The following is a 24,346-nucleotide window of genomic DNA, read 5'->3' as shown; positions in this document are numbered from 1 at the left end:
CACCAGGGCGGGTTCGCAGGGTCATGCGGCGAGCACCCCGCCGTCCACCGGCAGGGTGACGCCCGTGATGTAGCTGGCCATCGACGACGCCAGGAACAGCGCCGGCTCGGCGATCTCTTCGGGCCGGCCGACGCGGCCCAGCGGCGTGCGGCGCAGGAAGCCCTGCAGCCGCTGCGGATCGGCGCGGGTGGCATCGGTCATGGCCGTCTCGATCACGCCGGGTGCGATCGCATTGACGCGGATGCCGTCCGGCGCGAGGTCGACCGCCATCGACTGGGTCAGCATCTTCACCGCGCCCTTGGAGCCCGAATAGCCGATGCAGCCGGCCTGCGCGATGAAGGCCGCGCCCGAGGCGATGTTGATGACGCAGCCCCGCGTCCGACGCAGCGCGGGCAGGAAGGCGTGCAGCACGTTGAAGCCGCCCATCACGTTGACATCGAACACGCGGCGGATCTTGCGATGCGCGTCCGGCGCGTCGATGCCTTCGCGCAGCAGGATGCCGGCGTTGTTGACCAGCACGTCCAGCAGGCCGATCTCGCGGCCGACCCGTTCGGCCAGCTCGGCGCAGGCCGGCACGTCGGTGATGTCGAGCGCGAAGGCCCGGGCGCTGCCGCCGGCCTCGGCGATCTCGCGCACAGCGGCCTCGCAATCCTCGGCGCGCAGGTCGGCCAGCACCACGCGGGCCCCGGCGCGCGCATAGCGCACGGCGATGGCGCGGCCGATACCGCCGGCGGCGCCGGTCACCAGGGCGAGCCGGCCCTGCAGCAAGAGGGGGTCGGGACGCTCAGTCATGGACAGCTCCGGCACGCGGGGTCCGGGGAGGCACAGCGGCCGCCTCGGGGGCCTGGCCGAGTCGCGCGCGGCGGGCCAGGAAGGCATTGATCTCGCCCACGATGCCACGGCGGAAGAGCATGACCACCAGCACGAAGACGGTGCCCTGGACGATCATCACCGCCTCGGCGAAGGCGGACAGCTGGTTGGCCATGGTCACGACCACCATCGCGCCCACCACCGGGCCGAGCATGGTCTGCAGGCCGCCGACGATGCCCATCAGCAGGGCCTCGCCCGAGGTGACCCAGCTCACGTCGGTGAGCGTGGCGATCTGGAACACGATGCTCTTCATGCCGCCGGCCAGTCCGGCCAGCGCGGCCGAGAGCGTAAAGGCCAGCAGCTTGTAGCGGTTGACCCGGTAGCCCAGCGAGATGGCCCGCGGCTCGTTGTCGCGGATGGCGGTCAGCACCTGCCCGAAAGGCGAATGCACCACGCGCCAGATCAGCCAGAAGGCGGCCACCACCGCGACCATGACCACGTAGTAGAGCGTGAGGTTGTCCTGCAGGCTCAGCAGGCCGAGCAGCTTGCCGCGCGGCACGTTCTGGATGCCGTCCTCGCCGCCCGTGAAGGGCGAGCGCAGCGCGATGAAATAGACCAGTTGGGCGCAGGCCAGGGTGATCATCGAGAAGGCGATGCCCGCGCGCCGGATCGCCAGCACGCCGGTGGTGGCGCCGATCGCCGCCGCCACGGCCGCACCGAAGAGCACGCCGAGCGCCGGGTCGAAGCCCCAGACCTTGACGGCATGCGCCGTCGCGTAGCCGGCCGAGCCGAAGAACATGGCATGCCCGAAGGACAGCAGCCCGACATAGCCGACCATCAGGTTCAGCGAGGCCGCGAGCAGCGCGAAGCACATCAGCTTCATCAGGAAGATGGGGTAGGCCACGAACGGCGCGGCGAGCAGCGCCAGCGCGCCCGCGGCCAGCAGGACCGTGCGGTGGCGATCGAAGAATGTGGAGGTAGCGGTCATGTTGTCTCCTTCGAGCGGTTTCAGCGCAGGCTGCCGAACAGGCCCTGCGGACGCACGGCCAGCACGATCAGCATGACCACGAACACCACCATGCCGGCGCCGTCCGGATACACCAGCTTGGTGATGCCTTCGAGCACGCCCAGGCCGAAGCCGGCCACGATCGCGCCCACGATCGAGCCCATGCCGCCGATCACGACGACCGCGAAGACCACGATGATCAGTTGGGAGCCCATCAGCGGATTGACCTGGTAGATCGGCGCCGCCATCACGCCGCTGAAGCCAGCCAGCGCCACGCCCAGGCCGTAGGTCAGCATCAGCATGCGCGGCACGCGGACGCCGAAGGTCCGCACCAGGTTCGGGTTCTCGGTGGCGGCGCGCAGGTAGGAGCCGAGCTTGGTCCGCTCGATCACGAACCAGGTCAGGATGCACATCCCCATTGAGGCGGCGATCACCCACAGCCGATACCAGGGGAAGAAAGCCATCGGCGTGTCCAGCCCGCCCGCGATCGGGTTCGGATAGGGCTGGCCGGTGGCGCCGAACTTGTAGCGGAACACGCCCTCCAGGATCAGCGCGAAGCCGAAGGTCAGCAGCAGCGCGTAGACATGGTCGATGTGATAGAGCCGGCGCAGCAGGGTGCGCTCAAGCGCGACGCCGCTCAGCCCCACCACCAGCGGCGCCAGCACGAGCGCCCACCAGTAGTTCAGGCCCAGGTACTCCAGCAGGCCCCAGGCGACGAAGGCGCCGAGCATGTACTGCGCGCCGTGGGCGAAGTTCACCACGCGCAGCAGCCCGAAGATGATCGCCAGGCCCAGGCTCATCAACGCATAGAGCGAGCCGTTGATCATGCCCACCAGCACCTGGCCCGCGATGGCGGCCAGTGGGAATCCAAACAAGGTGTCCGGCATAGGGTGTCTCTTTGTTTTCTTGTCTCGCGTCAGACGCCCAGCAGCGCCTCGATGCGGGCGTGGTCGGTGGCCAGGGTCTGGCGGTCGAAGTGCTCGGCGACCCTGCCCTCCTCGATCACGTAGAAGCGGTCGCCGACACCCGAGGCGAAGCGGAAGTTCTGCTCCACCATCAGGATCGTGAAGCCGCGCTGGCGCAGGATGCCGATGGCCTCGCCGATCTTCTCGATGATCACCGGCGCCAGGCCTTCAGTGGGTTCGTCCAGCAGCAGCAGCTTGGCGCCGGTGCGCAGGATGCGGGCGATCGCCAGCATCTGCTGTTCGCCGCCCGAGAGCCGCGTGCCGGGGCTCTTGCGGCGCAGCTTGAGGTTGGGAAACAGCGTGTAGATCTCTTCGAGCGTCATGCCGCCGGGCATCAGCACTGGCGGCAGCAGCAGGTTCTCTTCCACGTCCAGGCTGGCGAAGATGCCGCGCTCCTCGGGACAGTAGGCAACGCCCAGGCGGGCGATGTCCTCGGGCGCCATGCCCTGGGTGGGGCGGCCGTCGATCGCGATGTGGCCCCGACGCTTCGCGAGCAGGCCCACCACCGCGCGCAGCGTGGTGGTCTTGCCGGCGCCGTTGCGCCCGAGCAGGCACACGGCCTCCCCCGGCTGCACCACGAAGTCGATGCCGTGCAGCGCCTGCGTCTCGCCGTAGAAGCCGGTGAGGCCGCGTACCTCCAGGCAGGGCACGTTCTGTTCAGGCATGGGCGCCTCCCACGTAGGCTTCGCGCACGCGCGCATCGTTCGAGACTTCGTCGTAGCTGCCCTCGGCCAGCACCTCGCCGGCCTGCAGCACGGTGATGCGATCGCACAGCTCGGCCACGACCTTCATGTTGTGTTCCACCATCAGCACCGTGCGGTCCCGGGCCACCTGCGCGATCAGGCGCGTCACCGGCCCGATGTCCTCGTGGCCCAGTCCGGCGATCGGCTCGTCGAGCAGAATCAGCTCGGGCTCCAGCGCCAAGGTGGTCGCCAGCTCGAGCGCGCGCTTGCGGCCATACGACAGGTCGGCGGCGCAAAGGTCGGCGTAGGGCTCGAGGTTGACCGCGGCCAGCAGTTCGCGCGCGCGCCCGGTGTGGCGCTCCAGCACCCGCGCGCTGCGCCAGAAGGCGAATGTGCCGCCGGCCTTGCGCTGCAGCGCCACGCGCACGTTGTCCAGCACGCTCATCTGGCCGAAAACCGCCGAGATCTGGAACGAACGCACCATGCCGCCGATCGCCACGCTGGCCGGGTCGCTCTTCGTGATGTCGCGCCCGTTGTAGTAGATGCGTCCGGCACTGGCCGGGATGAAGGTGGTCAGCAGGTTGAAGCAGGTGGTCTTGCCGGCGCCGTTGGGGCCGATCAGGGCATGGATCGTGTGGCGCCGGATGTTCAGCGACACGTTCTTCACGGCATGGAAGCCGAGAAACTCCTTGCTGAGCCCTTCGGTGCGAAGGATGCAGTCGGTGGCGTGTGCCGGGTTCGTCACGCCAGACTCCGGTCGTCGAACAGCACCTCCGGCAGGCCGCGCACGCCCAGGCCGTGGAAGGCGAACAGCGCGCCCGCATCCGGATGGTCGCTGCGCAGCAGGTTGCCGGTGTTGCGGATGCTGGTGAGATACAGCACATCCAGGTCCGGCCCGCCGAAGCAGGGGCAGGTCGGGAACGGCGTCGGCACGTCGAGCAGCGTCAGCAGCTGGCCGTCGGGCTGGAAGCGGCCGAGCTTGCCGCACTGGACCAGCGCAATCCACAGGCAGCCCTCGGCATCCACCGTGGCGCCGTCGGGCGCCGACCCGTGCGCCTGGGTGCTGAAGAGCGTGCGGCGCGGTCCGACCGCCCCGGTGTCCGGGTCGTAGTCGACCACGCTGACATTGCCGCTCAGGCTGTCGGCGTGATAGAGCCGGCGGCCGTCGGGACTGAAGCAGGTGGCATTGGCCAGCGCGATGCCGTCGAAGAGCGGCGTCACGCTGCCGTCGGTCTCCAGCCGGTAGTAGCCACCATCGGTGTCGTGCCGGCCCATCACCATCGAGCCGGCGACGAAGCGGCCCTGCCGGTCGGTGCGGCCGTCGTTCATGCGCATGGCCGGGCCCTTGTGCCGTACCTCCGCCAGCCGGCGCACGGCGCCCGTCGACAGGTCCATCAGGTGGAAGCCGTCCTCGAGCGCCAGCACCAGCCGGCCGCTGCACGTGAGCGCGATCGAGCCGACGTCGCTCGGCGTGCGCCACTCGCTGTACCGGCCTTGCGACATGCGCCGCACCAGCCTGGCCTTGGAATCGACCCAGTACAGCGACTGGTCGCGCGCATCCCACAGCGGGCATTCGCCCAGCTGGTCGCGCGTGTCGCCGATGATCTCTTGTCGTACGCTCATGTGGCCCCCTGCCCGCTCGTGCTCACTTCTTGACGAAATCGCAGCCGCCTTCGGACAGCGGACGGAACACCTTCTCGGCCGGGATCGCGGCGCCCACCGTGTAGAAGTCGTTCTTGCCCTTGGACTGCGCGGGGCTCTTCACCTCGACCGGATAGACCGGGCGCATCACCTGGCCGTCCTCGCGGATCTTCACGTCCTTGGACATGAAGTCGTTCACCGGCGTGGCCTTCATCTTCTCGACCACCGCCGGGCCGGCATCGCTGCCGGCCGCCTGCACGCCCTTCAGGTAGTGGGTCACGGCGCTGTAGACGCCGGCCATGATGTAGGTCGGCACCACCCCGTTGTTGCGCTCCATGAAGCGCTTGCTCCAGGCCCGCGAGGCGTCGTCCCGGTCCCAGTAGAACGGCACGGTGATGTTCAGTCCCTGCGCGGTCTCCAGGCCCATCGCGGCGACGCTGTTGATCGTCATGCCGAACACGCTCACGCTCTGGCCGCCCTTGGTGATGCGGAACTCGGCCGCCTGCTTGAGGGAATTCGACAGGTCGAGCCCCGCGTTCAGGATCACGATCGCCTTGGCGCCGCTCGACTGCGCCTGCAGCAGGTACGAAGAGAAGTCGGTGGTGCCCAGCGGATGCTTGACCGAGCCCACCACCTTGCCGCCGGCCTGTTCGATGAAGCGCGTGGCCTCGGTCTGCAGCGCCGCGCCGAAGGCGTAGTCCACGGTCACGAAGAAGAAGGTCTTGATGCCCTTGTCGATCAGCGTCTGCACGCCGGCCTTGGGCAGCGAATAGGTGTCGACCAGGAACTGGAAGGCCATCGGGGAGCAGGCCTTGCCGGTGAGGTCGGAGGTGACGGTGCCGGCGATCAGGTAGGGCTTCTGCTTTTCCTTCATCAGCGTCTGCACGCCCAGCGCGATCGACGAGGCCGAGCCGCCGACGATCGCGTCCACCTTGTCGGCCTCCAGCCACTTGCGCGCGGCGTTCAGCCCGACGTCGGGCTTGTTCTGGTCGTCCATGGTCAGCAGCTCGACCGGCTTGCCGTTGACCTTGCCGCCGAAGTCCTCGATGGCCATCTTGGCGGCAAGCACCGAGCCAGGCCCGCCGTTGCCGGAATACGGGCCGCTCAGGTCGCCCATGAGGCCGATGCGGACCACGTCGTCCGAGATCTGGGCCTGGGCCAGGCCGGCGATCGCGGCCAAGCCGGCCGTGGCGAGGACGGCGCGCAAGGCCGCGATGGAGTGGCGAAAGGTGTTCATTTCTGTGTCTCCTGCTGTCGTTGGTGAAGGCTTGGCCGGGTATCAGGCGCGGCCCGAAGGCAGCGCCAGGATCTGCTTGGCGAGGATGTTGCGCTGGATCTCGTTCGAGCCACCGAAGATGGCGGGCATGCGCGAATCCAGGTACTGGTTCATCACGTCGGCCGCGATGTCGCCGATGACCACGTCGTCGACCTGGCCGCCGTGATCGCCCGCGAGCTGCACCAGTTCGTCCGTGATGCGCTGGTAGGTCTCGGTGCCCCAGACCTTGAGGTAGGACACTTCCGGCCCGAGCTCTTCGCCGCCGCGCAGGCGCCCCATGAAGAGCTCGAACGCGGCCTTCAGGTCGCGCACGTCGAGCACCAGCTGCGCATAGCGGTCGCGGAAATCGCCCGCGGCGAGCGCATTCGTGGCCTCGGCCAGCCGGTCGAGCTGGGCCAGTGCATATTCGCACTGGCGCGGCGTGCCGAAGAAGATGCGCTCCTCGCGCAGGAACGAGTTGGCCACGCTCCAGCCATCGTCGATGCGGCCCACCACGTTCGACACCGGCACCCGGACGTTGTCGAAGAAGACCTCGCTGAATTCGCCCTCGCCCTTGAGATTGACGATCGGCCGCACCTTCACGCCGGGTGACTTCAGATCGATCAGCAGGAAGGTGATGCCGCGCTGCTTGGCGCCGTCGACCTTGCTGGTGCGCACCAGCGCGAACATCCAGTCCGCCCCCGGACCCAGCGTGGTCCAGGTCTTCTGGCCGTTGACCACCAGGAAGTCGCCGTCGCGCTCGGCGCGCGTGCGCAGGCTGGCCAGGTCGGAGCCCGCGTTCGGTTCGGAGTAGCCCTGGCACCACATGATCTCGCCGCTCAGCACGCGCGGCAGGTGGTAGTCGATCTGGGCCGGCGTGCCGTGCATCAGCAGCAGCTTGCCGATCGCGAGCCCGTGATCCGGAATGCGCGCGCAGCCGTGGCGTGCGATCTCCTCGGCGTAGATCACCTGCTTGGTCGCCGACAGGCCCATGCCGCCGGCCGTCTTGGGCCAGGCAGGCGCGAGCCAGCCCTTCTTCGACAGCGCCTGGTACCAGTCAGAGATGTCGGCGTAGTAGGCGCGCTTCTTCATGAAGCGCTTCTCGGGCGGGTAGTTGGCGGCGATCCAGGTCGCCAGCACGCGCCGGAACTCGTCGTCGGGCAGCTCGGCCACGTCGACGCCCTCCGGCACCACCAGGGGCGAGTTGTCGGACTGGCGCACGCGGCCGCTCTTCATCAGCTGGTCCAGGAAGCGGGCGCGCTGCCACAGCGGATTGCCGAGCCAGGCCGACAGCGCCAGCGCCCGCTTCAGGCACAGGCCGATGTCGGTTTCATCGGCGATGCCCATGCCGCCGTGCAGCTGGATCGCGGTCTTCGAGACCCCCAGCGCCGTGGCGCCGGCGCGTGCGCGCGCCGCGCGGACCGACTGGATACGCGTGGACTCGTCGGCCGGGCGCGCCCAGTCCAGCAAGGCGTTCTCGGCCGAGGCGCGCGCCAGCTGGCAGAGCATCCACATGTCGACCATGCGGTGCTGCAGCGCCTGGAAGGACGCGATGGGCTTGCCGAACTGGACCCGCTGCGAGGTATAGGCCACCGTGGCTTCCAGCGCCCGTTCGGCGACGCCGACGAGTTCGAAGGCGCTGGCCAGCCGGGCCAGCTCGATCGCCTGCGCGACCGCGTCGCGCACCGCCGGGCCGCTGGCGAGCCGGGCGTCGGCCGCAAGCGCGAGGCCCTCGACCTCCACTTCGCCGAAGTCGAGTCCGTCGACGGTGCGGGTCGTGCGGATCGCGGCGGGCTGCGTGATCCAGAACAGCGCCGGGATGCCGTCCTCCAGCGCGTAGACGAGGAAGCCGTCGGCCGCGTCGGCCAGCGGCACGAAGCACTTGGCCGCGCCTTCCAGCCGCCAGCCCTCGCCGCTGCGGACGGCGCGCATCCGGACATCGTCGATGTCCAGCGCGCCGGCGGCTTCCTGCCAGGCCAGCGCCGCCAGCGTCCGACCGTCCAGCACCTGCTCGAGCAGCGCACGGGCGGGCGCCGAGCCGGTGGCGAGCGGCACCAGCGCCTGCACCACCATCAAGCCACAGGCGACATAGGGTTCCGGCGCCAGGCCGCGTCCCAGTTCGCTGGCGATCAGCATCGCCTCCGCCGCGCCCAGACCATGCCCGCCGAGCGATTCGGGGACCAGCACGCCGCTCCAGCCCGCCTCCGCCATCTCGCGCCAGACGCTGCGGTCGAAGGGAATGGCCTGGTCGCGCAGGCGCCGCACGCGCGCCGGGGCCGGGTGTCTTTCATGGAATGCCTGCACGCTGTCGCGCAGCATCGTCTGGGTTTCGTCGAGATGGGTCATGGGTTGGGAGCCTTGGTGCTGCGCGAACGTCGCGCGCGTCATGCGGCCGGGCCGCTCGCGGCCACGTCCGTCGGAAGCTGGTGAGATCGGAACTGTTCGCGCAACTTGAGCTTCTGCAGCTTGCCCGTGGCGGTATGCGGCAGCGCGTCCACGAAGACCACGTCGTCGGGCATCCACCACTTGGCGACCTTGCCGGACATGAAGGCCAGGATGTCCTCGCGCGTCGGCTGCATGCCGGTCTTGGGCACGACCAGGAGCAGCGGGCGCTCCTGCCAGCGCGAGTGGGCCACGCCGATCACGGCGGCCTCCTGCACGTGGGGATGCGCCACGGCCGCGTTCTCGAGGTCGATGGACGAGATCCATTCGCCGCCGGACTTGATGACGTCCTTCGAGCGGTCGGTGATCTGCACGAAGCCGTCGGGGTCGAGCGTGGCGACGTCGCCGGTCGGGAACCAGCCCGCGGCATCGGTGGCGTCGCCGTCGCCGCGGTAGTAGCCCGAAGCGACCCAGGGCCCGCGCGCCTTCAGGTCGCCGAAGGCCTTGCCGTCGTGCGGCAGCGGCTGGCCGTCCTCGCCGAAGATTTCGATCTGCACGCCGTAGATGGCGCGGCCCTGCTTGGCCTGCACGTCGTAGCGCTGCGCGAGCGCCACTTCGCGGTGCTTGTCGAGCAGGGTGCCGATGGTCGCGAGCGGGCTGGTCTCGGACATGCCCCAGGCATGGATCACGTAGGCGCCGAAGAGCTCCTCGAACTTCTGGATCATGGCGCGCGGCGCCGCCGAGCCGCCGACGATCAGCCGTTCGAGCGCGATCTCCGACAGGTCGAGCGCGGCGCGGTTGCGCTCGATGTAGTCGAACAGGCCCAGCCACACGGTGGGCACGCCCAGCGAGAAATTGCAGCGTTCCTCGCGCAGCAGGCGATAGATGTTCTCGCCCGACAGATGCGGGCCGGGCAGCACCAGCTTGGCGCCGCACATGGCGCCCGCATAGGGCACGCCCCAGGCGTTGACATGGAACAGCGGCACCATCAGCAGCACGCTGTCGCGCGCCGAAATGGCCAGGCCGTCGGCCGCGCAGGCGGTGAAGGAATGCAGCACCGTCGAGCGGTGGCTGTACAGCACGCCTTTCGGATTGCCGGTGGTGCCCGAGGTGTAGCACAGCGACGAGGCGGTGTTCTCGTCGAACACCGGCCATTCGAGATCCGGCGACGCGTCGGCCAGCAGTTGCTCGTAGCACAGCAGGTTGGGCAGCTTCACGTCCGGCATCTGCGAACGCTCGCAGAGCGCGACGAAGCCCTTCACACGGTCGAGCTGGGGCGCCAGCTCGGCCAGGGTCGCTGCGAAGCTGATGTCGAAGAAGACATAGCCGTCCTCGGCATGGTCGACGATGTAGGCGATCTGCTCCGGAAAAAGCCGCGGGTTGACCGTGTGCAGGATGGCCTGCATGCCCGAAACGCCGAAGTACAGCTCCAGGTGGCGGTGCGTGTTCCAGGCCAGCGTGGCGACCCGGTCGCCCGCGCCCACGCCCAGATGCGCCAGGGCATTGGCCAGGCGCTTCGCGCGCTGCTGCACCTCGCGCCAGTTGCTGCGGTGGGTGCTGCCGTCCGGCATGTGGCTGACGATCTCGCGGTCGCCGTGGAAGGCCGCGGCATGGTCGATGAGTCCGGACAGCAGCAGGGGATGCTGTTGCATCAGGCCGTTCATGAAGTCTCCTTGGTCCGATCCGGTTCAGTGGTAGCTGCGCCCGCCGTCGACCGCCAGCACGATGCCGGTGACGAAGGAGGATTCGGCGCTGCTCAGGTAGAGCGCGGCCAGCGCGATCTCGTGCGGCTCGCCGATTCGGCCCAGCGCGTAGCGCGGGCCGACCTGCTCGCGCAATTCCTCGGGGCTGTAGCCGCCGCGCACCATGGGCGTGTCGACCGCGCCGGGGCAGACGGTGTTGACGCGCACTTGCGGCGCCCATTCCATCGCCAGCGATCGGGTGAGCGAGATCACGCCGGCCTTCGAGGCCGCGTAGGCGCTGCGCTGCTTGAAGGGCGCCAGGCCCTGGCCCGACGCGAAGTTGACGATGGTGCCGGCGCCTGCCTCGCGCAGCTGCGGCAGGCAGGCGCGGCAGACGATGAAGCTGCCGGTGAGGTTCACCTCCAGCACGCGCTTCCAGTCCGCCAGGCTCACCTGGTCGGCCCAGTCGGTGTTGGCGATGCCCGCGGCGTTGACCAGACCGTCGAGGCCGCCGAAGGCTTCGGCGGCGTGGGCCACCGCGCGTTCCACGGCATCCGGGTCGGTCACGTCGGCTTCGAGGCAGAGCGCCTCGCCCGGCAGGCCCTCCGGCCGCTGCCGGTCCAGCGCCGCGACGCGCGCCCCGGCGCGCAGGAAGAGCTCGGCCACCGAGTGGCCGATGCCGGAGGCCGCGCCGGTGACGAGGATGCGCCGGCCGGCGAGGCGGCCCTCGACCTTCAGGTCGGCGGGCGCCAGGGGTGCGTGTGCTTGCATGGTCTCAATCCGCCTTGATGTTCTTGTCCCGGATCACCGGGCCCCAGCGTTCCGCTTCCGACTTCAGGTAGGCGGCGAATTCGGCCTGGGTCATGGGCAGCGGCTCGACACCCGCGCGGTCGATGGCCTCGCGCATGTCCGGCGTGTCCAGCACCGCCCGGATGTCGGCATGGAGCCGGCTCTGGATCGGCTTCGGCGTGCCCTCGGGCACCAGCACGCCGAACCAGCTCGCGGTCGCGAAGTTGGCCAGCTCGGGCACGCCCGATTGCGCGATCGGCTTGAGATCGGGTGCCAGGGTCGACGGCTTCAGCGAACTGATGCCGAGCGCCTTGAGCTTGCCGGCCTTGACGAAGGCCAGCGCCGCCTTCGAATCGAACATGCCCTGAACCTGGCCGCCGATCAGGTCGTTCAGCCCTGGGCCGTTGCCCTTGTACGGCACGTGGACGATGCTGACGCCGATCTGCGAGGCGAACAGCTCGGCACCGATGTGCGGGCTCGAGCCGTTGCCCGACGAGGCGAAGCTGAAGGGCTTGCCCGAGGTCCGGATGTACTTCACCAGCGACGGCACGTCGTCGGCCGGCACCGAGGGATGCACGAACAGGATGGCGGGCGCGACGGCGATCATCGCCAGCGGCTCCAGCGCGCTCTGCTTGTAGGGCAGGTGGGACATCATGAACGGGTTGGTGGTGAAGCCGAAGCTGGTCACCAGCAGGGTCTTGCCGTCCGCCGGCGCACGGGCCGCGGCCGCCGTGCCGATCACCGTGCCGCCGCCCGCGCGGTTGTCCACGATCACCGGCTGGCCCCAGCGCTCGGCGAGGCGCTGGCCCAGGGCGCGGGCCAGGTTGTCCGTGAGGCCGCCCGCCGCATAGGGGACGATCAGCGTGACGGGTCCGCCGGGAAACGGCGGGGTCTGCGCAGCCGCCGGCAGCGTGGCCAGCGCGGCGACTGCCCACAGTGCCGTCGCCGCAGCCATTCTCCAAAAATGACTTGCCGGCCGGTCAGTGAGAAGAACGAAAAAAGTGGAAAGCATGGTTCTCATGGTTCAGGCCTTGGCTGAGCGGGCCGCGCGCGGCCCGGCGGCTGCCGTGTCCGCCGGACGCGCTTCGGCGAGCAAGCCGTGCAGCGCCATGTCCAGGAACTGGCGCATCACCTCGGTGACGCCCAGGCGGCCATCGGGCCGGTGCCAGTTGGTCATCTGGTTCAGGCCGGACAGAAGAAAGCGGCCCGCGATGGCGGGATCGATGGCGCGCACCTCGCCGCTGGCGATGCCCTCGGAAATGCACTGCCGCAACAGGTTCTCGTAGCGGTCGCGCAGCGCGATCGCGGCCAGGTGCTGCCCTCCCCTGCCGCCTTCGCGGAAGGCCCGGGAACCGGCGATCCACCGATCGCGCGCAAGGTCGAACACGTCCGCCGAGGACTGCATGAAGGCGCGGATGCACGCCGTCGGAGAGTCCGCTGCGGCCACGGCGGCGGAGACGTCGTCCACCAGGGACTGCATCGACTCCAGCACCACCCGCTCGTACAGCGCTTCCTTGTTGGGGAAGTAGTAGTAGAGCGCGGCCTTGGTGATGTCTGCGACTTCCGCGATGTCCCGCATCGAGGTGCGCTCGTAGCCGTCGCGCGCGAACAGGCTGCGCGCGATGGCCAGCAGCTGGTTCTCGCGCGTGTCCGGTGCATCGGCCGCCGCCGCGCGGGCGGGTGGCGATGAAGCGGTTCGGCGTTGGGACATGGCGAAGCGAACGAAATGGTGGAATGCGGACGACGCGCCTGGCTCAGCGTCCGGTGAAGACCGGCTTGCGCTTCTCGAAGAAGGCGCGCTGTGCTTCCTTGGTGTCTTCGGTCTTCGACAGCGCCACCGTGTTGCCCTGCTCGTAGCGGTAGGCGTCGCGCGGCGGCATCGTCAGGGTCATGCGGGCGGCTTCCTTGGCCAGCCGCACCGCGATCGGGCTCTTGGATGCGATCTCGCGCGCGATGCCCATCGCATAGGGCATCAACTCGGCCGCCGGCAGGCAGGCTTCCACCAGGCCGAGCCGGTACAGCTCCTGCGCCGAAACCTGCATGCCCGTATAGAACATGCGGCGCGCGCGCGACTGGCTGAAGAATTTCTGCAGGAAGGTGACGCCGCCGGCCAGGCCGACGTTGATCTCGGGCATCGATACATAGGCGTCCTCCGAGGCGACCCAGATGTCCGATCCCATCACCAGGCCGAAGCCGGCGCCGAGCGCGGCGCCGTTGATGGCGGCGATCACCGGCTTGGAACATTCGACCACCGCGTAGTAGGACTCGCGCACCAGCCGGTTGTGGCGGCCGTAGGCACCCGGCGTGGCCGCCAGGTTGGGCCGCTCGCGGATGTCGGCGCCGGCCGAGAACAGCTTGCCGCTGCCGGTCAGCACGATGGCGGCGACCTCGTCCATGTCGCTGAGCGTGTCGAACACCTCCGTGATCTCCGCCCGCATCTCGGCGTTCTGTGCATTGACCGGCGGGCGGTTCAGCGTGACGACGGCGATGCCGTCCTCGATCGTCAGGGTGAGTGTCTTGAGGTCCATCATGCGTGTTCTCTCGGGTTGGGGTTGACGGGGGCTTGGCGCATGGAGATCAGGGCATCCAGGCACACGCCCCCCTGGGGCTTGACGACGAAGGGGTTGATGTCGATGCCGGCCAGGTGGTCGGCATGGCGCAGCGCGAATTCCGACAGCCGGCTGAGCGCATCGGCGAGGGCTCGCGTGTCGTAGGCCGGGCCGCCGCGCCAGCCCTTCAGCAGGGCCGACGAACGCACCGCGTCGACCAGCGACATCGCCTGCGCGGACGAGAGCGGCGCGGAGGCGAAGGCCACGTCCTTGAACAGCTCGACGGCCGTGCCGCCGAGGCCGAACATGACCATCGGCCCGAACACCGGATCCATGTGGACGCCGATGATGGTCTCCACGCCGCCGCGCACCATCGGCGCGATCAAGACGCCATCGATGCGGGCCTGCGGCGCGCGCTCGGCCGCACGGGCCATCAGCGTGTCGTAGGCGGCAGCCACCGCGCCGGCATCCGCCAGGCCGACGAGCACGCCGCCCACCTCGGTCTTGTGCGGGATGTCGGCGGAGACGATCTTGGCGACCACCGGGTAGCCCATGCCGTCCGCGGCACGCGCGGCGGACGCGGCGCTGGTGCAGGTCTGTTCGGGCAGCACGGGGATGCCGGCCGCGCCGAGCAGCGCCTTGGCCTCGGCCTCGGTCGCGGCCTGCGGCAGGGGCTCGGAGCCGCTGGCGGCGGGGCTGTCGCTGCGCATCTCGCGCCGCAGTCTGGCCATCCGCGCTGCACCGGCGACCGCGCGCACCGCGCGGGACGGATCGGCGAAGACGGCGACGCCCGCGGCCTCCAGCCGCTCGGTCACGCCCTGCTCGGACAGCATCACCAGCACCAGCGGCCGGTCCGGATGCGCCGCCCGGATCTCGATCATCCGCTGCTCGGTCGATGCGAATCGCGACGGCGACAGGCCGACGTGTGCCAGGTAGGCGAACAGGGTGCCGAAAGGCGAGCCGGGCAGCAGCATCGCATCGAGCACGCGGGCCACGCCGTCGGGCACCGCGGTGACCTGCGCGGTGGTGTCGTAGGGATTGGCCGGCACCGCGAAGGGCAGCAGTTCGCGCAGGGCGTCGGCCGAGCCGGTGGTGAGCGGCGGCAGCGCCATGCCGAGCTCGGACGCGTCGTCCGCCATCAGGATGCCGATGCCGCCCGAGCCGGTCATGATGCCGATGCGCTCGTTGGCCGGCAGCTGGCCGGTGACGGCGCACAGGTGCGCGATGTCGAGCATCTCCTCGATCGATGCCGCGCGGTGCGCGCCGCACTCGGCGAACACGGCGTCGTAGATCGCGTCGTTGCCCGCCAGCGAGCCGGTGTGCGTCGCGGCGGCGGCGGCACCGACCTCGGTCCGGCCGATCTTCATGATGACCACCGGCTTGCCGGCGGCGGCAGCCTTGCGCAGCGCCGCGCGCAGCCGGGCGCCGTCCTTGCAGGCCTCCAGCGCGGCGCAGATGACGCGCGTGTCGGCGTCGTCGGCCAGGTAGTCGATGCATTCCGCCACGTCGACGTCGGCCTCGTTGCCGGTCGCGATCACGCGGCTGAGCCCGATGCCGCGCAAGGTCGCCATGCCGTACGCGGCCGAGCCGAAGGCGCCGCTCTGCGTGGCCATGCCGATCACGCCCGGCTTGGGCCGCAGGCCGTTCAGGGCGGTGGAGAAGGTGGCGTAGAACTTCGCCGACGGATTGAGCAGCCCGAGCGCATTCGGGCCGACCATGCGCATGCCCGCTTCCTTGCAGATGCGCACCAGCCGGGCCTGCAGTTCGGCGCCCGCCGCGTCGGCCTCCGCGAAGCCCGCGGTGAAGACCTGGACCACCTTCACGCCCTTGCGGGCGCAGTCCTGCAATGCGGCCTCGACACCCGGCACGGGCACCGCGACGATGGCATGGTCCACCGCGCCGGGCACGTCGGCCAGGCTGGCGAAGGCGGGCAGGCCCTGGATCTCGGCGGCGCCGCTGCGGTTGACCGGGTACAGCGTGCCGGCGAAGCCCGCCTCGACCAGGAAGCGAAGCGGCCGCCCGCCGATGCGCTCGGGGTCGGACGACGCGCCGATGATGGCCACCGACGACGGCAAGAAAAGCGGATGGAGCGAATGCATGGGTGCGGCGCCAGTTCAGAGAAACGCGTGCGTCACGCCGCCGTCGATCAGCATCGACTCGCCGGTCATGAAGCCGCTGTCGTCGCCGGCCAGGAACACCGCGGCGTTCGCGATGTCCTCGACCTGGCCCAGGCGGCCTACGGGCGTCCGCGCGATGCGCTTCGCCATGCCGGCCTCGTCGACGTTGATGCTCACGCCCTCGGTCATGATGGTGCCGGGCGCGATGGCGTTGACGCGAATCTTCTTCGGCCCGAGTTCGACCGCAGAGGCCCGCGTCAGGCCCAGCACGCCGGCCTTGACGCCGCAGTAGATAAATCCGTTGGGCATGCCGAGGAATCCGGCCGCCGAGGCGATGTTGATGATGGAGCCGCCGCGGCCCCTGGCCATCAGGCCGGCGGCGACCTGCGTGCCCCAGACCACCGACTTGAAGCCGGTCGCGACCATGCGATCGAGGGTCTCGGGCGTGATCGCGTCGATCGGGCCGTAGCGCACCCAGATGGCGTTGTTGACCAGCACGTCGAGCCGACCATGGTCGCGCTCGAGCATGGCGACCGCCGACTCGAAGGTGGCCCGCTCGGCCACGTTGCCGGCACAGGCCACGGCCTGCCCGCCTTGCTCGCGGATCGCCTGCGCCGAGCGCTCGGCGTTCTCGGCCTTGATGTCCAGCACCGCGACGATCGCGCCTTCGGCGGCGAATCGCTCGCAGATCGCTCGTCCGATGCCTTGTGCGCCGCCTGTCACCAGGGCCACCTTGCCTTCCATGCGTAAAGCCATGCTTGTCTTCCGTGCTCTATTTGCAGAAAATTCTACCGGCCGGTTAGTAAGTTGATGAAGCGTTTTTTGACTAGGAGATACCCTATGGACCGTAACGAAATGAACGCCACCGTGGTCGAGCTGATGGACCGCGAGGCCATCCGCGAGTGCATGTTTCGCTATTGCCGCGGCATCGACCGCCAGGACGAGGCTGCCTTGCGCAGTGCCTACTGGCCGGACGCGACCGACCGCCACGGGCCCTACCAGGGCAGCGCCACGGGATTCGTCGACTGGGCTTTGGAGAAGTTGCGCACCCAGGGCGAGCGCTCGGTGCACATCGTCGCCAACCTGTCGATCACCCTGCGCGGCATGCAGGCCGCGGTGGAGACCTACTTCACGGCCCTGCAGCGCGACCGCGACGCGCAAGGCATCGCGCGCGAGGTCTTCCTGGCCGGCCGCTACCTCGACCGCTTCGAGAAGCGCGACGAGGAATGGCGCATCGCGCAGCGCACGGTGGTGTACGACTGGGTACGGCCGCTGGGCACGCCCGAGGGCAGCGAGGCGGAGCGCTTCGGTCCGCGGCAGCCGATCGGTGGCGTGCGTGGCGACGATCCGGTCCATGCGCTGCTGGCTGCAATACAGCAGCCAGGCAGCCAGGACGACCCCGGGTCAGCGAGAAATCTCTGAAGAAGCGCGCCTCAGGACTTCGGCGCAGCGCGACGGCCCGCGGCCTTCGCGCCCTTGGCCGCGCCCGGCGCATTCATCCCGACCAGGATGATGTCGAGATACTGCTCGATCACCTGGCGCGGCTTCAGCCGCCCGTCGGGCTTGATCCATCGCGTCATCTGATTGAGCGTCGACAGCAGCAAGCGCCCCGCCGTCGCCGCGTCGAGATCGCGAAACTCGCCCGAGGCCACGCCCCTGGCGATGCAGCCACGCAGCAGCTTCTCGAACCGGTCGCGGCGGCCGACCGCGGCTTCGCGTATTTGCGGACCCATGCTCGACCAGAAGACATTGGACCCGGCGATCCAGGCGTCGGGCGCTTCCGCGAAGACATCCGCCGCGGTCAGCATGAAGGCGCGCACCTGCTCGGTCGCGCCATCGGCCCGCTCGACCGCGTCGCTCACGCGATCGATGAGCGCCTGGAGGTTGTCGACGACGATCTGCTCGTAGAGCGCTTCCTTGTTCGGGAAGTGATAGTAGAGCGCGGCCTTGGTGATGTGCGCTTGCTCGGCGATGTCGCGCAGCGAGGTGCCAGCGTAGCCATGGGTGGCGAAGAGGCGGGATGCGATCTCGATCAGCTGGGTCGGGCGGTCCTCGACCGTGGCGCTTGCGCCCGCCTTTGTCCGTGCTGCTCTGTCGGTTGCCATCCATGCCCTCGTTGATGGGCGTGAATATACTTCATGGCCCCTGCCGGCTACTCCAGCTTCATGCCGGCACTCTTGACGAGCGGCCCCCACTTGTCCCGTTCGGTGCGGGCGAAACGCGCCAGGCTGTCGGGCGTTCCCCCGGCGGCTTCGTGGCCCAGTTCGAGCAGGCGCTGCCGCGCTTCGGGCAAGGCCAGGATCTTGGCGATCTCCGCATTCAGCTTCTGGATGATGGCGGCGGGTGTCCCGTGGGGCGCATAGAGCCCGTTCCATGCGATCACCTGGAAACCCTCCAGGCCCTCGCTGGCCGCCGGTGGCGTACCCGGCAGAAGTGCCGAGTCCTTGAGCGAAGTCACAGCCAGCGCCTTCAGCTTGCCGCTCGCGACGAAGGGTCGTGCCGCGCTCGCCGTGTCGATGGCGACCAGCACCTGCCCGCCCATGAGATCGGTCATCGAGGTGCCTGAACCTTTGTAGGGGACGGCACGCATCACCATGCCGCTTTGCTTCTGGATGAGCTCCAGCACCAGTCGCGACGTCGTGCTCGGCAGGCCGACGTTGACGACATCGGGCCGCGCCTTGGCGTCCGCCAGCAGGTCGGCCATGGTCTTGTAGGGCGCATTCGGGTTGGCCAGGATCACCATCGGAAAGGTGCTGACCAGTGCCACCGGCTCGAAGTCCTTCGCCGGGTCGAAGGGCATCGAGGGATAGAGGAACTGGTTGAGCACATGGGTTCCGTTGGTTCCCATGAGCAGCGTATAGCCGTCGGGCGCAGCGCGCGCCACTTCGGCAGCCCCGATGTTGCCTCCGGCGCCCGCGCGGTTTTCGATCACCAGCGCCTGCCCCAGCGCGCGGCCCAGATGCTCGGCCAGGTACCGGGTCGCGACATCCGTCCCCTGCCCTGCCTGGTAGGGCACGATGACGCGTATCGGCTTGTTGGGATAGCTTTGCGCCGAGACGATGGAAGAGGTCCAGAGCGCGACCAGCGCGATCAAGAGGCTGAAGATCCGATTCATGACTTTGTCTCCGTTGCTTGTTATAGGTGCGATTGCCGTTGCTCAGGGCGCTTCGCCGAGAAGCTCCTGGGCATGCTGGTCCAGGCGCGGCGGAGGTCGACCCGGCCGGCCCGGTGTCCGCGACAGGCGCACCGGGACACCGATGCCCCGGTAGCCGTCGCTGCTCACACTCATGGCCCGGTGCGACGCATGGGCCTGCGCGAACGCTTCGGGCACCGTGTGTACCGGCCCGACCGGGACGCCGACGTGCATCAGGGCGCTGCAGAGGGTTTCCCGCTTCCACCCCGAGAGGGCCGCCTCGATCTGCTGCCGCAACGCGTCGCGATGTTCGAGGCGTGCGGCATTGACCGCGAAACGCGGGTCGCTCGCGAGCGCCGGAAGTTCCATCACGGCGCAGAACTTGGCGAACTGGCGGTCATTGACGATGCCGAGAAAAACCAATCCGTCCTGGCAATGAAACTTGTCGTAGGGCGCGATGTTCGGATGCGCGCTTCCCAGCAGGCCGGGCACCTGGTCCGAGTGCATCCAGTTGGCCGCATGGGGCACCAGCAAGCTCAATGCGGAATCGAACAGCGTCGCTTCGACGCGTTGCCCGAGGCCGGTGCGGTCGCGGTGATGCAGCGCGAGCAGGATGCCGGTCAGCGCGGTGTAGCCCGTCAGGTGGTCGACGATCGGAATGCCCATCCGGGTCGGGCCCGACGAGGGCTCGCCATTGATGCTCATGAGGCCGCACATGGCTTGCAGCACGGCGTCGTAGCCTGGCAGGCCGCCCAGCGGCCCGTCCGCTCCGAAGCCGGAAATCGAGCAGTAGATCAAGCCGGGAAAACGCGGCCTAAGCTCGTCCTCGAAATCCAGCCCCCAACGTTGCATCGTGCCGGGAATGAAGTTCTCGACCAGCACGTCGGCCCCTTCGAGAAGATGCATCAGCGTCTCCCGACCCTGCGGGACTGCAAGGTTCAGCGCGATGCCGCGCTTGCCTCGATTGACCGCCGTGAAGTAGGCCGCATCGCCGTCGTCATTGAACGGCGGGCCGAGCGTCCGCGTCTCGTCGCCCGACGGCGGCTCGACCTTGATCACGTCGGCGCCATGGTCGGCAAGCATCTGGGTGCACAAGGGCCCGGCCAGCACCCTGGACAGGTCGATCACCCGCAGCCCGGCTAGCGCCCCGCGCCCATTGGCACTTCGCTCTGGAGTATTTGGCATAGCTGATCCGAGAGGCATCGCCCGAGGCGATGCCGGTTTGCCACCTGGCCTTCGCCCCCGGCAAGGGGGCGAGGCGACTCAACCGCGCGTCGGCAGTTCGACGACGCCCGAGCCGATCACCGACAGCTCGTCGTCCTGGTTGTGAGCCTCCTGGGAGATCTCCACCAGGTGGCGCCCGTTCTCGATGAACTTGCGCTTCACGAATCCCTTGATGAACAGCATGTCGCCTTCGGGGTTGTGGCGGCGGATCTTGCAGTGCGCCTTGCGCAGGAAGCCGTCGTCGCCCATCCAGTTGGTCAGGTGATGCGTGAGCCACGACGTGCGCTCCGGACCGTAGTCGTAGGCGCCGGGCGCACCGACCTCCAGCGCGAAGTCCTCTTCCCAGTGCACCCGTTCCGGCACGTCCGGGATGCCGAAGCGGTTGGTGATGCCGACGCCGGGGTGGGCGTCGATGAGCTTCCACGCAAGCTTGTTGGCGCGGATGTACAGGCCGCCCCAACCCTGCGCATAGGCGATGAATCCGGTCACGGTCATCGGGCCCTTGAACATCACCGGCAGCGCCTCGCCTTCCTTCACGTCTTCCCAGTAGCGGGGCGTGGCGCCGCGCACTTCTTCCTTGGCGTAGAGCTTGTACGCCTCCTGGATCTCCTCGGTCGTGTAGCGGCGCGGCGCCCGGGCCCGCACCTCCTTGTACTTGCTGCCTTGCTCGCGGGCATGGTCGCGCTCGGTGCGGAAGCACCAGCTGTCGGCCTCGGCCACCTTGTCGCCTTCCTGGTTGAAGAAGTCGACGTGATAGGTCTGCTGGACGGCGCGGCCGGCGAAGCGCGTCTGGTGCTCGACCAGGTCCTTCAGGTAGGCCTCGGTCCGGATGGTGTCGTTGCGTTGGACCGGCTTGTGCCATTCCCAGTCGGCGCCCGACCACATGGCGTGGACACCGGGCAGACCGCCGACATAGCCGGACACGATCCGGCTGGTGGAGAACAGGAAGCTCGGCAGGGCAATGAGGCCGCCGTACTTCGTCTTCGCCGCGTAGTCGGGGTCGCACCACAGGGGGTTGTCGTCGCCGATGCCGTGCGCGTAGTGCCGGATGTTGTCGCGCGTCGCCTCATAGCACCACGGCTCGGCGGTGGCGCCGATCTTCTGGCCGATGCGCTCGCGCAACTCGTCCATGCCGTCGTCGGTGATCTTCGGGAAGCTTCTTTCGGTGGTGGTGGACATGCCGTCTCCTGTTGATTGAAAGGGTCTGAGGGGGTGGACTACGAATGGATCGAAGCGGCGGCGGCCTCTTGCTCGCGCAGCTTCTTCCGGTGGATCTTTCCGGCGGGGGTCTTTGGCAGTTCGGCGACGAACGCCACCTGCCGCGGGTACTCGTGCTGGCTCAGGCGCGTGCGGACCGCGTCCTGGATCTCTTCGATGAACGCCTCGCCGGCGGGACGGTCCGAGACGACGAAGGCCTTCACGACCAGTCCGCGCAGCGCGTCGGGCACGCCGATGGCGGCGGCTTCCTTGACGTCGGGGTGGTTGAGGATCGCGTCCTCGACCTCCACCGCACCGATCGTCCAGCCGGCCGAGATGATCACGTCGTCGGCCCGGCCTCCATGCCAGAAGTAGCCGTCGGCGTCGACGCGGCCGAGGTCCTTGGTGGCGACCCATTCGCCGCGGCGCCACAGCTTCAGCTCGCCGACGACACCGGGTGCGCAGGGCTTGCCATCGATGTCGTGCACTTCGACCCGAAGGCCTGGAATCGGCTTGCCGAGCGATCCCGACTTGACGGGGAAGTCCGGCGCGCCGGGATAGGACACCAGGCAGACGCCGATCTCGGTCGTGCCGTACATGCTGCAGGCCTTGTGGCCAAAGGTGGCCTCGATGAACGCGGCGGTCTCGCTGTCGATCGGCTCTCCGGTGAACGACAGCTTGTCGAGCACGTAGCGATGCTTCGACGCGGCGCCCGAGTTGCGCATCATCCGGTAGTGGGTCGCCGCCGCCGACAGGTTGTTGAAGCGATGCGCCTCCAGGGCCTGCAGCAGCCGCTCGCCGCTGAATCTGCCTGCATAGGCGCCGATCGTCACCCCCATGGCCAGCGGGGCCAGCGTTCCGTGCCAGAGGCCGTGCCCCCAGGCCGGCGACGACGGACACATGAAGCGGTCACCCGGGCGCACGCCGGTTCCGTAGAGCGCCGCGAGCATCAGCGTGACGATCGCCCGGTGCGTGTGCTTGACGGCATCCGGCAGTTCCCTGGTGGTGCCGGAGGTGTACTGGAAGATGGCGAGGTCGTCGGCCCGGGTGCTGGTTTCGAAGCGCGAGGGGAAGCGATCGAGCGATGCGATGAAGGCATCGTCGGCGATCGTTACGCGCAGGCCCTCGAACCCGGCCACGACTTCCGTCTTCTCGTGGTTCGTCACGAGCAGCTTCGGCTGGCAGTCCTGGACCCGCAGCCGAATGCCGTCCGGGCCGAACAGCGTGAACAGCGGGACCGCGATGGCGCCCGCCTTCATCGCGCCGAAGATGGCGGCATAGAACGCCAGCGACGGCTCGAGCATCACCGCCACGCGATCGCCCGGCCGGATTCCCTGCTCGACCAGGAAGTGGGCAAAGCGGGACGAAGCTTCGGAGATCCGCCGGAAGCTCAGGGTCTGGTCCTCGCCGTCGGCCCGAACGAGGACCACGGCCGCGTTGTCGCCATCGACATGGCGATCGATGCACTCGTGCGCGATGTTCATGCGCTCGGCGTCGCCATCGAAAAGCGCCCACAGGCCGGCGCTGCTGCAGCGCGATTGCGCATCCGCATAGGAAGTGAATTGCGTCAATTTCGTCATCGCTGTCTCTCGTTTGCTCTTGATGGGGAGACTTTGCGCGTCTGCGTTTTAATTGTCAATAGCGTCTATAAATTGTCTATAGACAATTATGAAAATGACTTCAGGCGGTCCGCATGACCCATCGATGCCGGCCGACGGACGCCAGCTCAAAGCGTCGTATGCTTCGCCAACCCAGTGAACCGCCCCTTCTCCATGCCTGTCGCAGCACCCGCATCACCGTCCGCCAAGGGCCCTCGCGTTCGTCCCGTGCCCGCCGTCTCGCGCGCGCTTTCCATTCTTCGTTTGTTGGCGGGAAGCCCCGAGCCGATGACGCTCAAGACGATTTCGGAAGGTCTCGATCTGGTCACCAGCACCTGCCTCCACATCCTTCGCGTTCTGGTCGACGAAGGAATGGTCAAGCTCGAACCGGGAACCAAGCGCTACAGCCTCGACGTCGGCGTGTTGTCCCTCGCGCGCAGCGTGGTCGAGAACAACCCGTTCCCCGTCCGCGTGCAAAGCGCGCTCGACCGGATCGCCGAGCGATGGAACGTCACCACCATCGGCATGAAGGTCTCGGGCCTCGACGACCTCGTGGTGCTGTCCCTGGCGCGATCGAAGGGGCCGTTTCGCCTGTACGTGGAAGTCGGCAGCAGGGTGCCCGCCCTCACCAGCGCGACCGGGCGGCTGGTCGCTCACTATTCCGGCTTGAGCGACAGCGAACTGCGCCGCGGCTTCAAGTCACTGAACTGGGAGAACCCTCCTTCGTTCGACACCTGGCTGAAGGAAGTGAAGTCGGTGGAGCAAAAGGGGTTCGCGGTCGATCGCGGCAACTACATCAACGGCATTTCCGTGCTGGCCGTTCCCATTCTCGATTCGCAGCGCCGCATCGGCCACGCGCTGGCCGCGCTGGGCCTGGCGGACACGTTGACCGCATCGACCTTGCGATCCCTCGCCGCCGACATGCAGGTCGAAGCCGCCGCCCTGGCACAGTGACTCCGTCGGCGAGAACTTGGGCCGCAAGCTATATTTCCGGCTCAGCAACAAGAGAGATCACCATGCCGAAAGCCTATTGGATCAGCGCGTACCGTGCCGTCAAGGACGCAGACAAACTGGCGGCCTACGCCAAACTCGCCGGTCCCGCCATCACCGACGGTGGCGGACGCTTTCTGGCACGTGGCGTGCCGGCCAAGGTCTACGAGGCCGGCCTCGCCCAGCGCACCGTCCTGATCGAGTTCGACAGCATCGAGCAGGCCACGGCCACCCACGACAGCCCTGCCTACCAGGCCGCCCTCGCCGCCCTGGGCGATGGCGCCGAGCGCGATCTCCGGGTCATCGAAGGGGTCTGAGCGCGAGC

Annotated in this window: 23 protein-coding genes; 3 read left to right on the top strand and 20 right to left on the bottom strand. The window is 68.5% G+C overall.

Translation table 11 applies throughout. From position 1 onward, the window contains the following. Positions 1-21 precede the first annotated feature (21 nt). From QTI17_RS32655 to QTI17_RS32585, 15 genes are all read right to left on the bottom strand, one after another. Positions 22-792, bottom strand: a complete 771-nt coding sequence (locus tag QTI17_RS32655; protein WP_286538126.1) for an SDR family NAD(P)-dependent oxidoreductase — start codon at positions 790-792, stop codon at positions 22-24. Next, positions 785-1,798, bottom strand: a complete 1,014-nt coding sequence (locus tag QTI17_RS32650) for a branched-chain amino acid ABC transporter permease (RefSeq protein WP_286538124.1) — start codon at positions 1,796-1,798, stop codon at positions 785-787. The genes QTI17_RS32655 and QTI17_RS32650 overlap by 8 nt, the downstream gene beginning before the upstream one ends. A gap of 20 nt (positions 1,799-1,818) precedes the next feature. Next, positions 1,819-2,703 carry a branched-chain amino acid ABC transporter permease gene (locus QTI17_RS32645; RefSeq protein ID WP_286538123.1) on the bottom strand — a complete coding sequence of 295 codons (885 nt, stop codon included), beginning with the start codon at positions 2,701-2,703 and terminating at the stop codon, positions 1,819-1,821. A 29-nt stretch (positions 2,704-2,732) separates the two neighbouring features. Continuing rightward, positions 2,733-3,446 (bottom strand): ABC transporter ATP-binding protein, encoded by a 714-nt coding sequence (locus tag QTI17_RS32640; protein WP_286538121.1) that lies wholly within the window; start codon positions 3,444-3,446, stop codon positions 2,733-2,735. After that, a complete protein-coding gene (locus QTI17_RS32635; protein WP_286538119.1) occupies positions 3,439-4,209 on the bottom strand; it encodes an ABC transporter ATP-binding protein in 771 nt (256 codons plus the stop codon). The genes QTI17_RS32640 and QTI17_RS32635 overlap by 8 nt, the downstream gene beginning before the upstream one ends. After that, positions 4,206-5,087 carry an SMP-30/gluconolactonase/LRE family protein gene (locus tag QTI17_RS32630; protein ID WP_286538118.1) on the bottom strand — a complete coding sequence of 294 codons (882 nt, stop codon included), beginning with the start codon at positions 5,085-5,087 and terminating at the stop codon, positions 4,206-4,208. The genes QTI17_RS32635 and QTI17_RS32630 overlap by 4 nt, the downstream gene beginning before the upstream one ends. A 22-nt stretch (positions 5,088-5,109) precedes the next feature. Then, positions 5,110-6,342 carry an ABC transporter substrate-binding protein gene (locus QTI17_RS32625; protein ID WP_286538117.1) on the bottom strand — a complete coding sequence of 411 codons (1,233 nt, stop codon included), beginning with the start codon at positions 6,340-6,342 and terminating at the stop codon, positions 5,110-5,112. A gap of 42 nt (positions 6,343-6,384) precedes the next feature. Further along, entirely contained in the window at positions 6,385-8,706 is a 2,322-nt protein-coding gene (locus QTI17_RS32620) for an acyl-CoA dehydrogenase family protein (protein ID WP_286538116.1), read from the bottom strand. A 38-nt stretch (positions 8,707-8,744) separates the two neighbouring features. Beyond that, positions 8,745-10,406, bottom strand: coding sequence for a 3-(methylthio)propionyl-CoA ligase (locus tag QTI17_RS32615; RefSeq protein ID WP_286538114.1), 1,662 nt, complete (start codon positions 10,404-10,406; stop codon positions 8,745-8,747). A 24-nt stretch (positions 10,407-10,430) separates the two neighbouring features. After that, positions 10,431-11,195 carry an SDR family NAD(P)-dependent oxidoreductase gene (locus tag QTI17_RS32610; protein WP_286538113.1) on the bottom strand — a complete coding sequence of 255 codons (765 nt, stop codon included), beginning with the start codon at positions 11,193-11,195 and terminating at the stop codon, positions 10,431-10,433. Positions 11,196-11,199: 4 nt separating this feature from the next. Then, positions 11,200-12,168, bottom strand: coding sequence for a tripartite tricarboxylate transporter substrate binding protein (locus QTI17_RS32605; RefSeq protein ID WP_286538112.1), 969 nt, complete (start codon positions 12,166-12,168; stop codon positions 11,200-11,202). Between the two features lie 69 nt (positions 12,169-12,237). Next, complete coding sequence (locus QTI17_RS32600; protein ID WP_286538111.1) at positions 12,238-12,924, bottom strand: TetR/AcrR family transcriptional regulator; 687 nt, start codon at positions 12,922-12,924, stop codon at positions 12,238-12,240. Positions 12,925-12,967: 43 nt separating this feature from the next. Beyond that, positions 12,968-13,741 carry an enoyl-CoA hydratase/isomerase family protein gene (locus tag QTI17_RS32595; protein ID WP_286527207.1) on the bottom strand — a complete coding sequence of 258 codons (774 nt, stop codon included), beginning with the start codon at positions 13,739-13,741 and terminating at the stop codon, positions 12,968-12,970. Then, a complete protein-coding gene (locus QTI17_RS32590; RefSeq protein WP_286538108.1) occupies positions 13,741-15,861 on the bottom strand; it encodes an acetate--CoA ligase family protein in 2,121 nt (706 codons plus the stop codon). Before QTI17_RS32590 ends, QTI17_RS32595 begins: the two co-directional genes overlap by 1 nt. Before the next feature lie 15 nt (positions 15,862-15,876). Then, on the bottom strand, positions 15,877-16,635 hold the full coding sequence (locus tag QTI17_RS32585) for an SDR family NAD(P)-dependent oxidoreductase (protein WP_286538107.1): 759 nt from the start codon (positions 16,633-16,635) through the stop codon (positions 15,877-15,879). Positions 16,636-16,719: 84 nt separating this feature from the next. On the opposite strand from QTI17_RS32585, the gene QTI17_RS32580 reads away from it, so the two are divergent. Further along, the gene (locus QTI17_RS32580; protein ID WP_286538106.1) at positions 16,720-17,301 is read left to right on the top strand and encodes a nuclear transport factor 2 family protein; all 582 of its coding nucleotides are present in this window, start codon (positions 16,720-16,722) and stop codon (positions 17,299-17,301) included. Between the two features lie 11 nt (positions 17,302-17,312). On the opposite strand, the gene QTI17_RS32575 is transcribed toward QTI17_RS32580, so the two are convergent. The 5 genes from QTI17_RS32575 to QTI17_RS32555 all read right to left on the bottom strand — a co-directional run bounded on the left by QTI17_RS32575 (position 17,313) and on the right by QTI17_RS32555 (position 23,013). Beyond that, entirely contained in the window at positions 17,313-17,984 is a 672-nt protein-coding gene (locus QTI17_RS32575) for a TetR/AcrR family transcriptional regulator (RefSeq protein ID WP_286538104.1), read from the bottom strand. Between the two features lie 47 nt (positions 17,985-18,031). Further along, positions 18,032-18,994 carry a Bug family tripartite tricarboxylate transporter substrate binding protein gene (locus QTI17_RS32570; RefSeq protein ID WP_286538103.1) on the bottom strand — a complete coding sequence of 321 codons (963 nt, stop codon included), beginning with the start codon at positions 18,992-18,994 and terminating at the stop codon, positions 18,032-18,034. Between the two features lie 42 nt (positions 18,995-19,036). Beyond that, on the bottom strand, positions 19,037-20,197 hold the full coding sequence (locus tag QTI17_RS32565; protein WP_286538102.1) for a CaiB/BaiF CoA transferase family protein: 1,161 nt from the start codon (positions 20,195-20,197) through the stop codon (positions 19,037-19,039). 78 nt (positions 20,198-20,275) lie between these two features. Continuing rightward, positions 20,276-21,415 carry an FAS1-like dehydratase domain-containing protein gene (locus tag QTI17_RS32560; protein WP_286538101.1) on the bottom strand — a complete coding sequence of 380 codons (1,140 nt, stop codon included), beginning with the start codon at positions 21,413-21,415 and terminating at the stop codon, positions 20,276-20,278. 38 nt (positions 21,416-21,453) lie between these two features. Continuing rightward, positions 21,454-23,013, bottom strand: a complete 1,560-nt coding sequence (locus QTI17_RS32555) for an acetate--CoA ligase (protein WP_286538100.1) — start codon at positions 23,011-23,013, stop codon at positions 21,454-21,456. Between the two features lie 246 nt (positions 23,014-23,259). Between QTI17_RS32555 and QTI17_RS32550 the strand changes: the two genes are divergently transcribed. Continuing rightward, on the top strand, positions 23,260-23,985 hold the full coding sequence (locus QTI17_RS32550; protein ID WP_286538098.1) for an IclR family transcriptional regulator: 726 nt from the start codon (positions 23,260-23,262) through the stop codon (positions 23,983-23,985). A 62-nt stretch (positions 23,986-24,047) separates the two neighbouring features. Next, on the top strand, positions 24,048-24,338 hold the full coding sequence (locus QTI17_RS32545) for a DUF1330 domain-containing protein (protein WP_286538096.1): 291 nt from the start codon (positions 24,048-24,050) through the stop codon (positions 24,336-24,338). Positions 24,339-24,346 lie beyond the last annotated feature (8 nt).

Origin of the sequence: Variovorax sp. J31P179, from assembly GCF_030316985.1 — a bacterium.
Taxonomy (GTDB): domain Bacteria; phylum Pseudomonadota; class Gammaproteobacteria; order Burkholderiales; family Burkholderiaceae_C; genus Variovorax; species Variovorax ginsengisoli_B.
The sequence above is the reverse complement of the archived record's forward strand: the minus strand, read 5'-3'. Positions and strand labels throughout refer to the sequence as shown.

What these genes read in the sequence shown, in the direction of transcription:
- QTI17_RS32580 (WP_286538106.1), top strand. Translation starts at nt 16,720, where the DNA reads ATGGACCGTAACGAAATGAACGCCACCGTGGTCGAGCTGATGGACCGC.
- QTI17_RS32610 (WP_286538113.1), bottom strand. Translation starts at nt 11,195, where the DNA reads ATGCAAGCACACGCACCCCTGGCGCCCGCCGACCTGAAGGTCGAGGGC.
- QTI17_RS32565 (WP_286538102.1), bottom strand. Translation starts at nt 20,197, where the DNA reads ATGCCAAATACTCCAGAGCGAAGTGCCAATGGGCGCGGGGCGCTAGCC.
- QTI17_RS32605 (WP_286538112.1), bottom strand. Translation starts at nt 12,168, where the DNA reads ATGGCTGCGGCGACGGCACTGTGGGCAGTCGCCGCGCTGGCCACGCTG.
- QTI17_RS32650 (WP_286538124.1), bottom strand. Translation starts at nt 1,798, where the DNA reads ATGACCGCTACCTCCACATTCTTCGATCGCCACCGCACGGTCCTGCTG.
- QTI17_RS32590 (WP_286538108.1), bottom strand. Translation starts at nt 15,861, where the DNA reads ATGCATTCGCTCCATCCGCTTTTCTTGCCGTCGTCGGTGGCCATCATC.
- QTI17_RS32615 (WP_286538114.1), bottom strand. Translation starts at nt 10,406, where the DNA reads ATGAACGGCCTGATGCAACAGCATCCCCTGCTGCTGTCCGGACTCATC.
- QTI17_RS32620 (WP_286538116.1), bottom strand. Translation starts at nt 8,706, where the DNA reads ATGACCCATCTCGACGAAACCCAGACGATGCTGCGCGACAGCGTGCAG.
- QTI17_RS32630 (WP_286538118.1), bottom strand. Translation starts at nt 5,087, where the DNA reads ATGAGCGTACGACAAGAGATCATCGGCGACACGCGCGACCAGCTGGGC.
- QTI17_RS32625 (WP_286538117.1), bottom strand. Translation starts at nt 6,342, where the DNA reads ATGAACACCTTTCGCCACTCCATCGCGGCCTTGCGCGCCGTCCTCGCC.
- QTI17_RS32555 (WP_286538100.1), bottom strand. Translation starts at nt 23,013, where the DNA reads ATGACGAAATTGACGCAATTCACTTCCTATGCGGATGCGCAATCGCGC.
- QTI17_RS32645 (WP_286538123.1), bottom strand. Translation starts at nt 2,703, where the DNA reads ATGCCGGACACCTTGTTTGGATTCCCACTGGCCGCCATCGCGGGCCAG.
- QTI17_RS32575 (WP_286538104.1), bottom strand. Translation starts at nt 17,984, where the DNA reads ATGGCAACCGACAGAGCAGCACGGACAAAGGCGGGCGCAAGCGCCACG.
- QTI17_RS32585 (WP_286538107.1), bottom strand. Translation starts at nt 16,635, where the DNA reads ATGGCTTTACGCATGGAAGGCAAGGTGGCCCTGGTGACAGGCGGCGCA.
- QTI17_RS32640 (WP_286538121.1), bottom strand. Translation starts at nt 3,446, where the DNA reads ATGCCTGAACAGAACGTGCCCTGCCTGGAGGTACGCGGCCTCACCGGC.
- QTI17_RS32655 (WP_286538126.1), bottom strand. Translation starts at nt 792, where the DNA reads ATGACTGAGCGTCCCGACCCCCTCTTGCTGCAGGGCCGGCTCGCCCTG.
- QTI17_RS32595 (WP_286527207.1), bottom strand. Translation starts at nt 13,741, where the DNA reads ATGGACCTCAAGACACTCACCCTGACGATCGAGGACGGCATCGCCGTC.
- QTI17_RS32570 (WP_286538103.1), bottom strand. Translation starts at nt 18,994, where the DNA reads ATGAATCGGATCTTCAGCCTCTTGATCGCGCTGGTCGCGCTCTGGACC.
- QTI17_RS32545 (WP_286538096.1), top strand. Translation starts at nt 24,048, where the DNA reads ATGCCGAAAGCCTATTGGATCAGCGCGTACCGTGCCGTCAAGGACGCA.
- QTI17_RS32600 (WP_286538111.1), bottom strand. Translation starts at nt 12,924, where the DNA reads ATGTCCCAACGCCGAACCGCTTCATCGCCACCCGCCCGCGCGGCGGCG.
- QTI17_RS32560 (WP_286538101.1), bottom strand. Translation starts at nt 21,415, where the DNA reads ATGTCCACCACCACCGAAAGAAGCTTCCCGAAGATCACCGACGACGGC.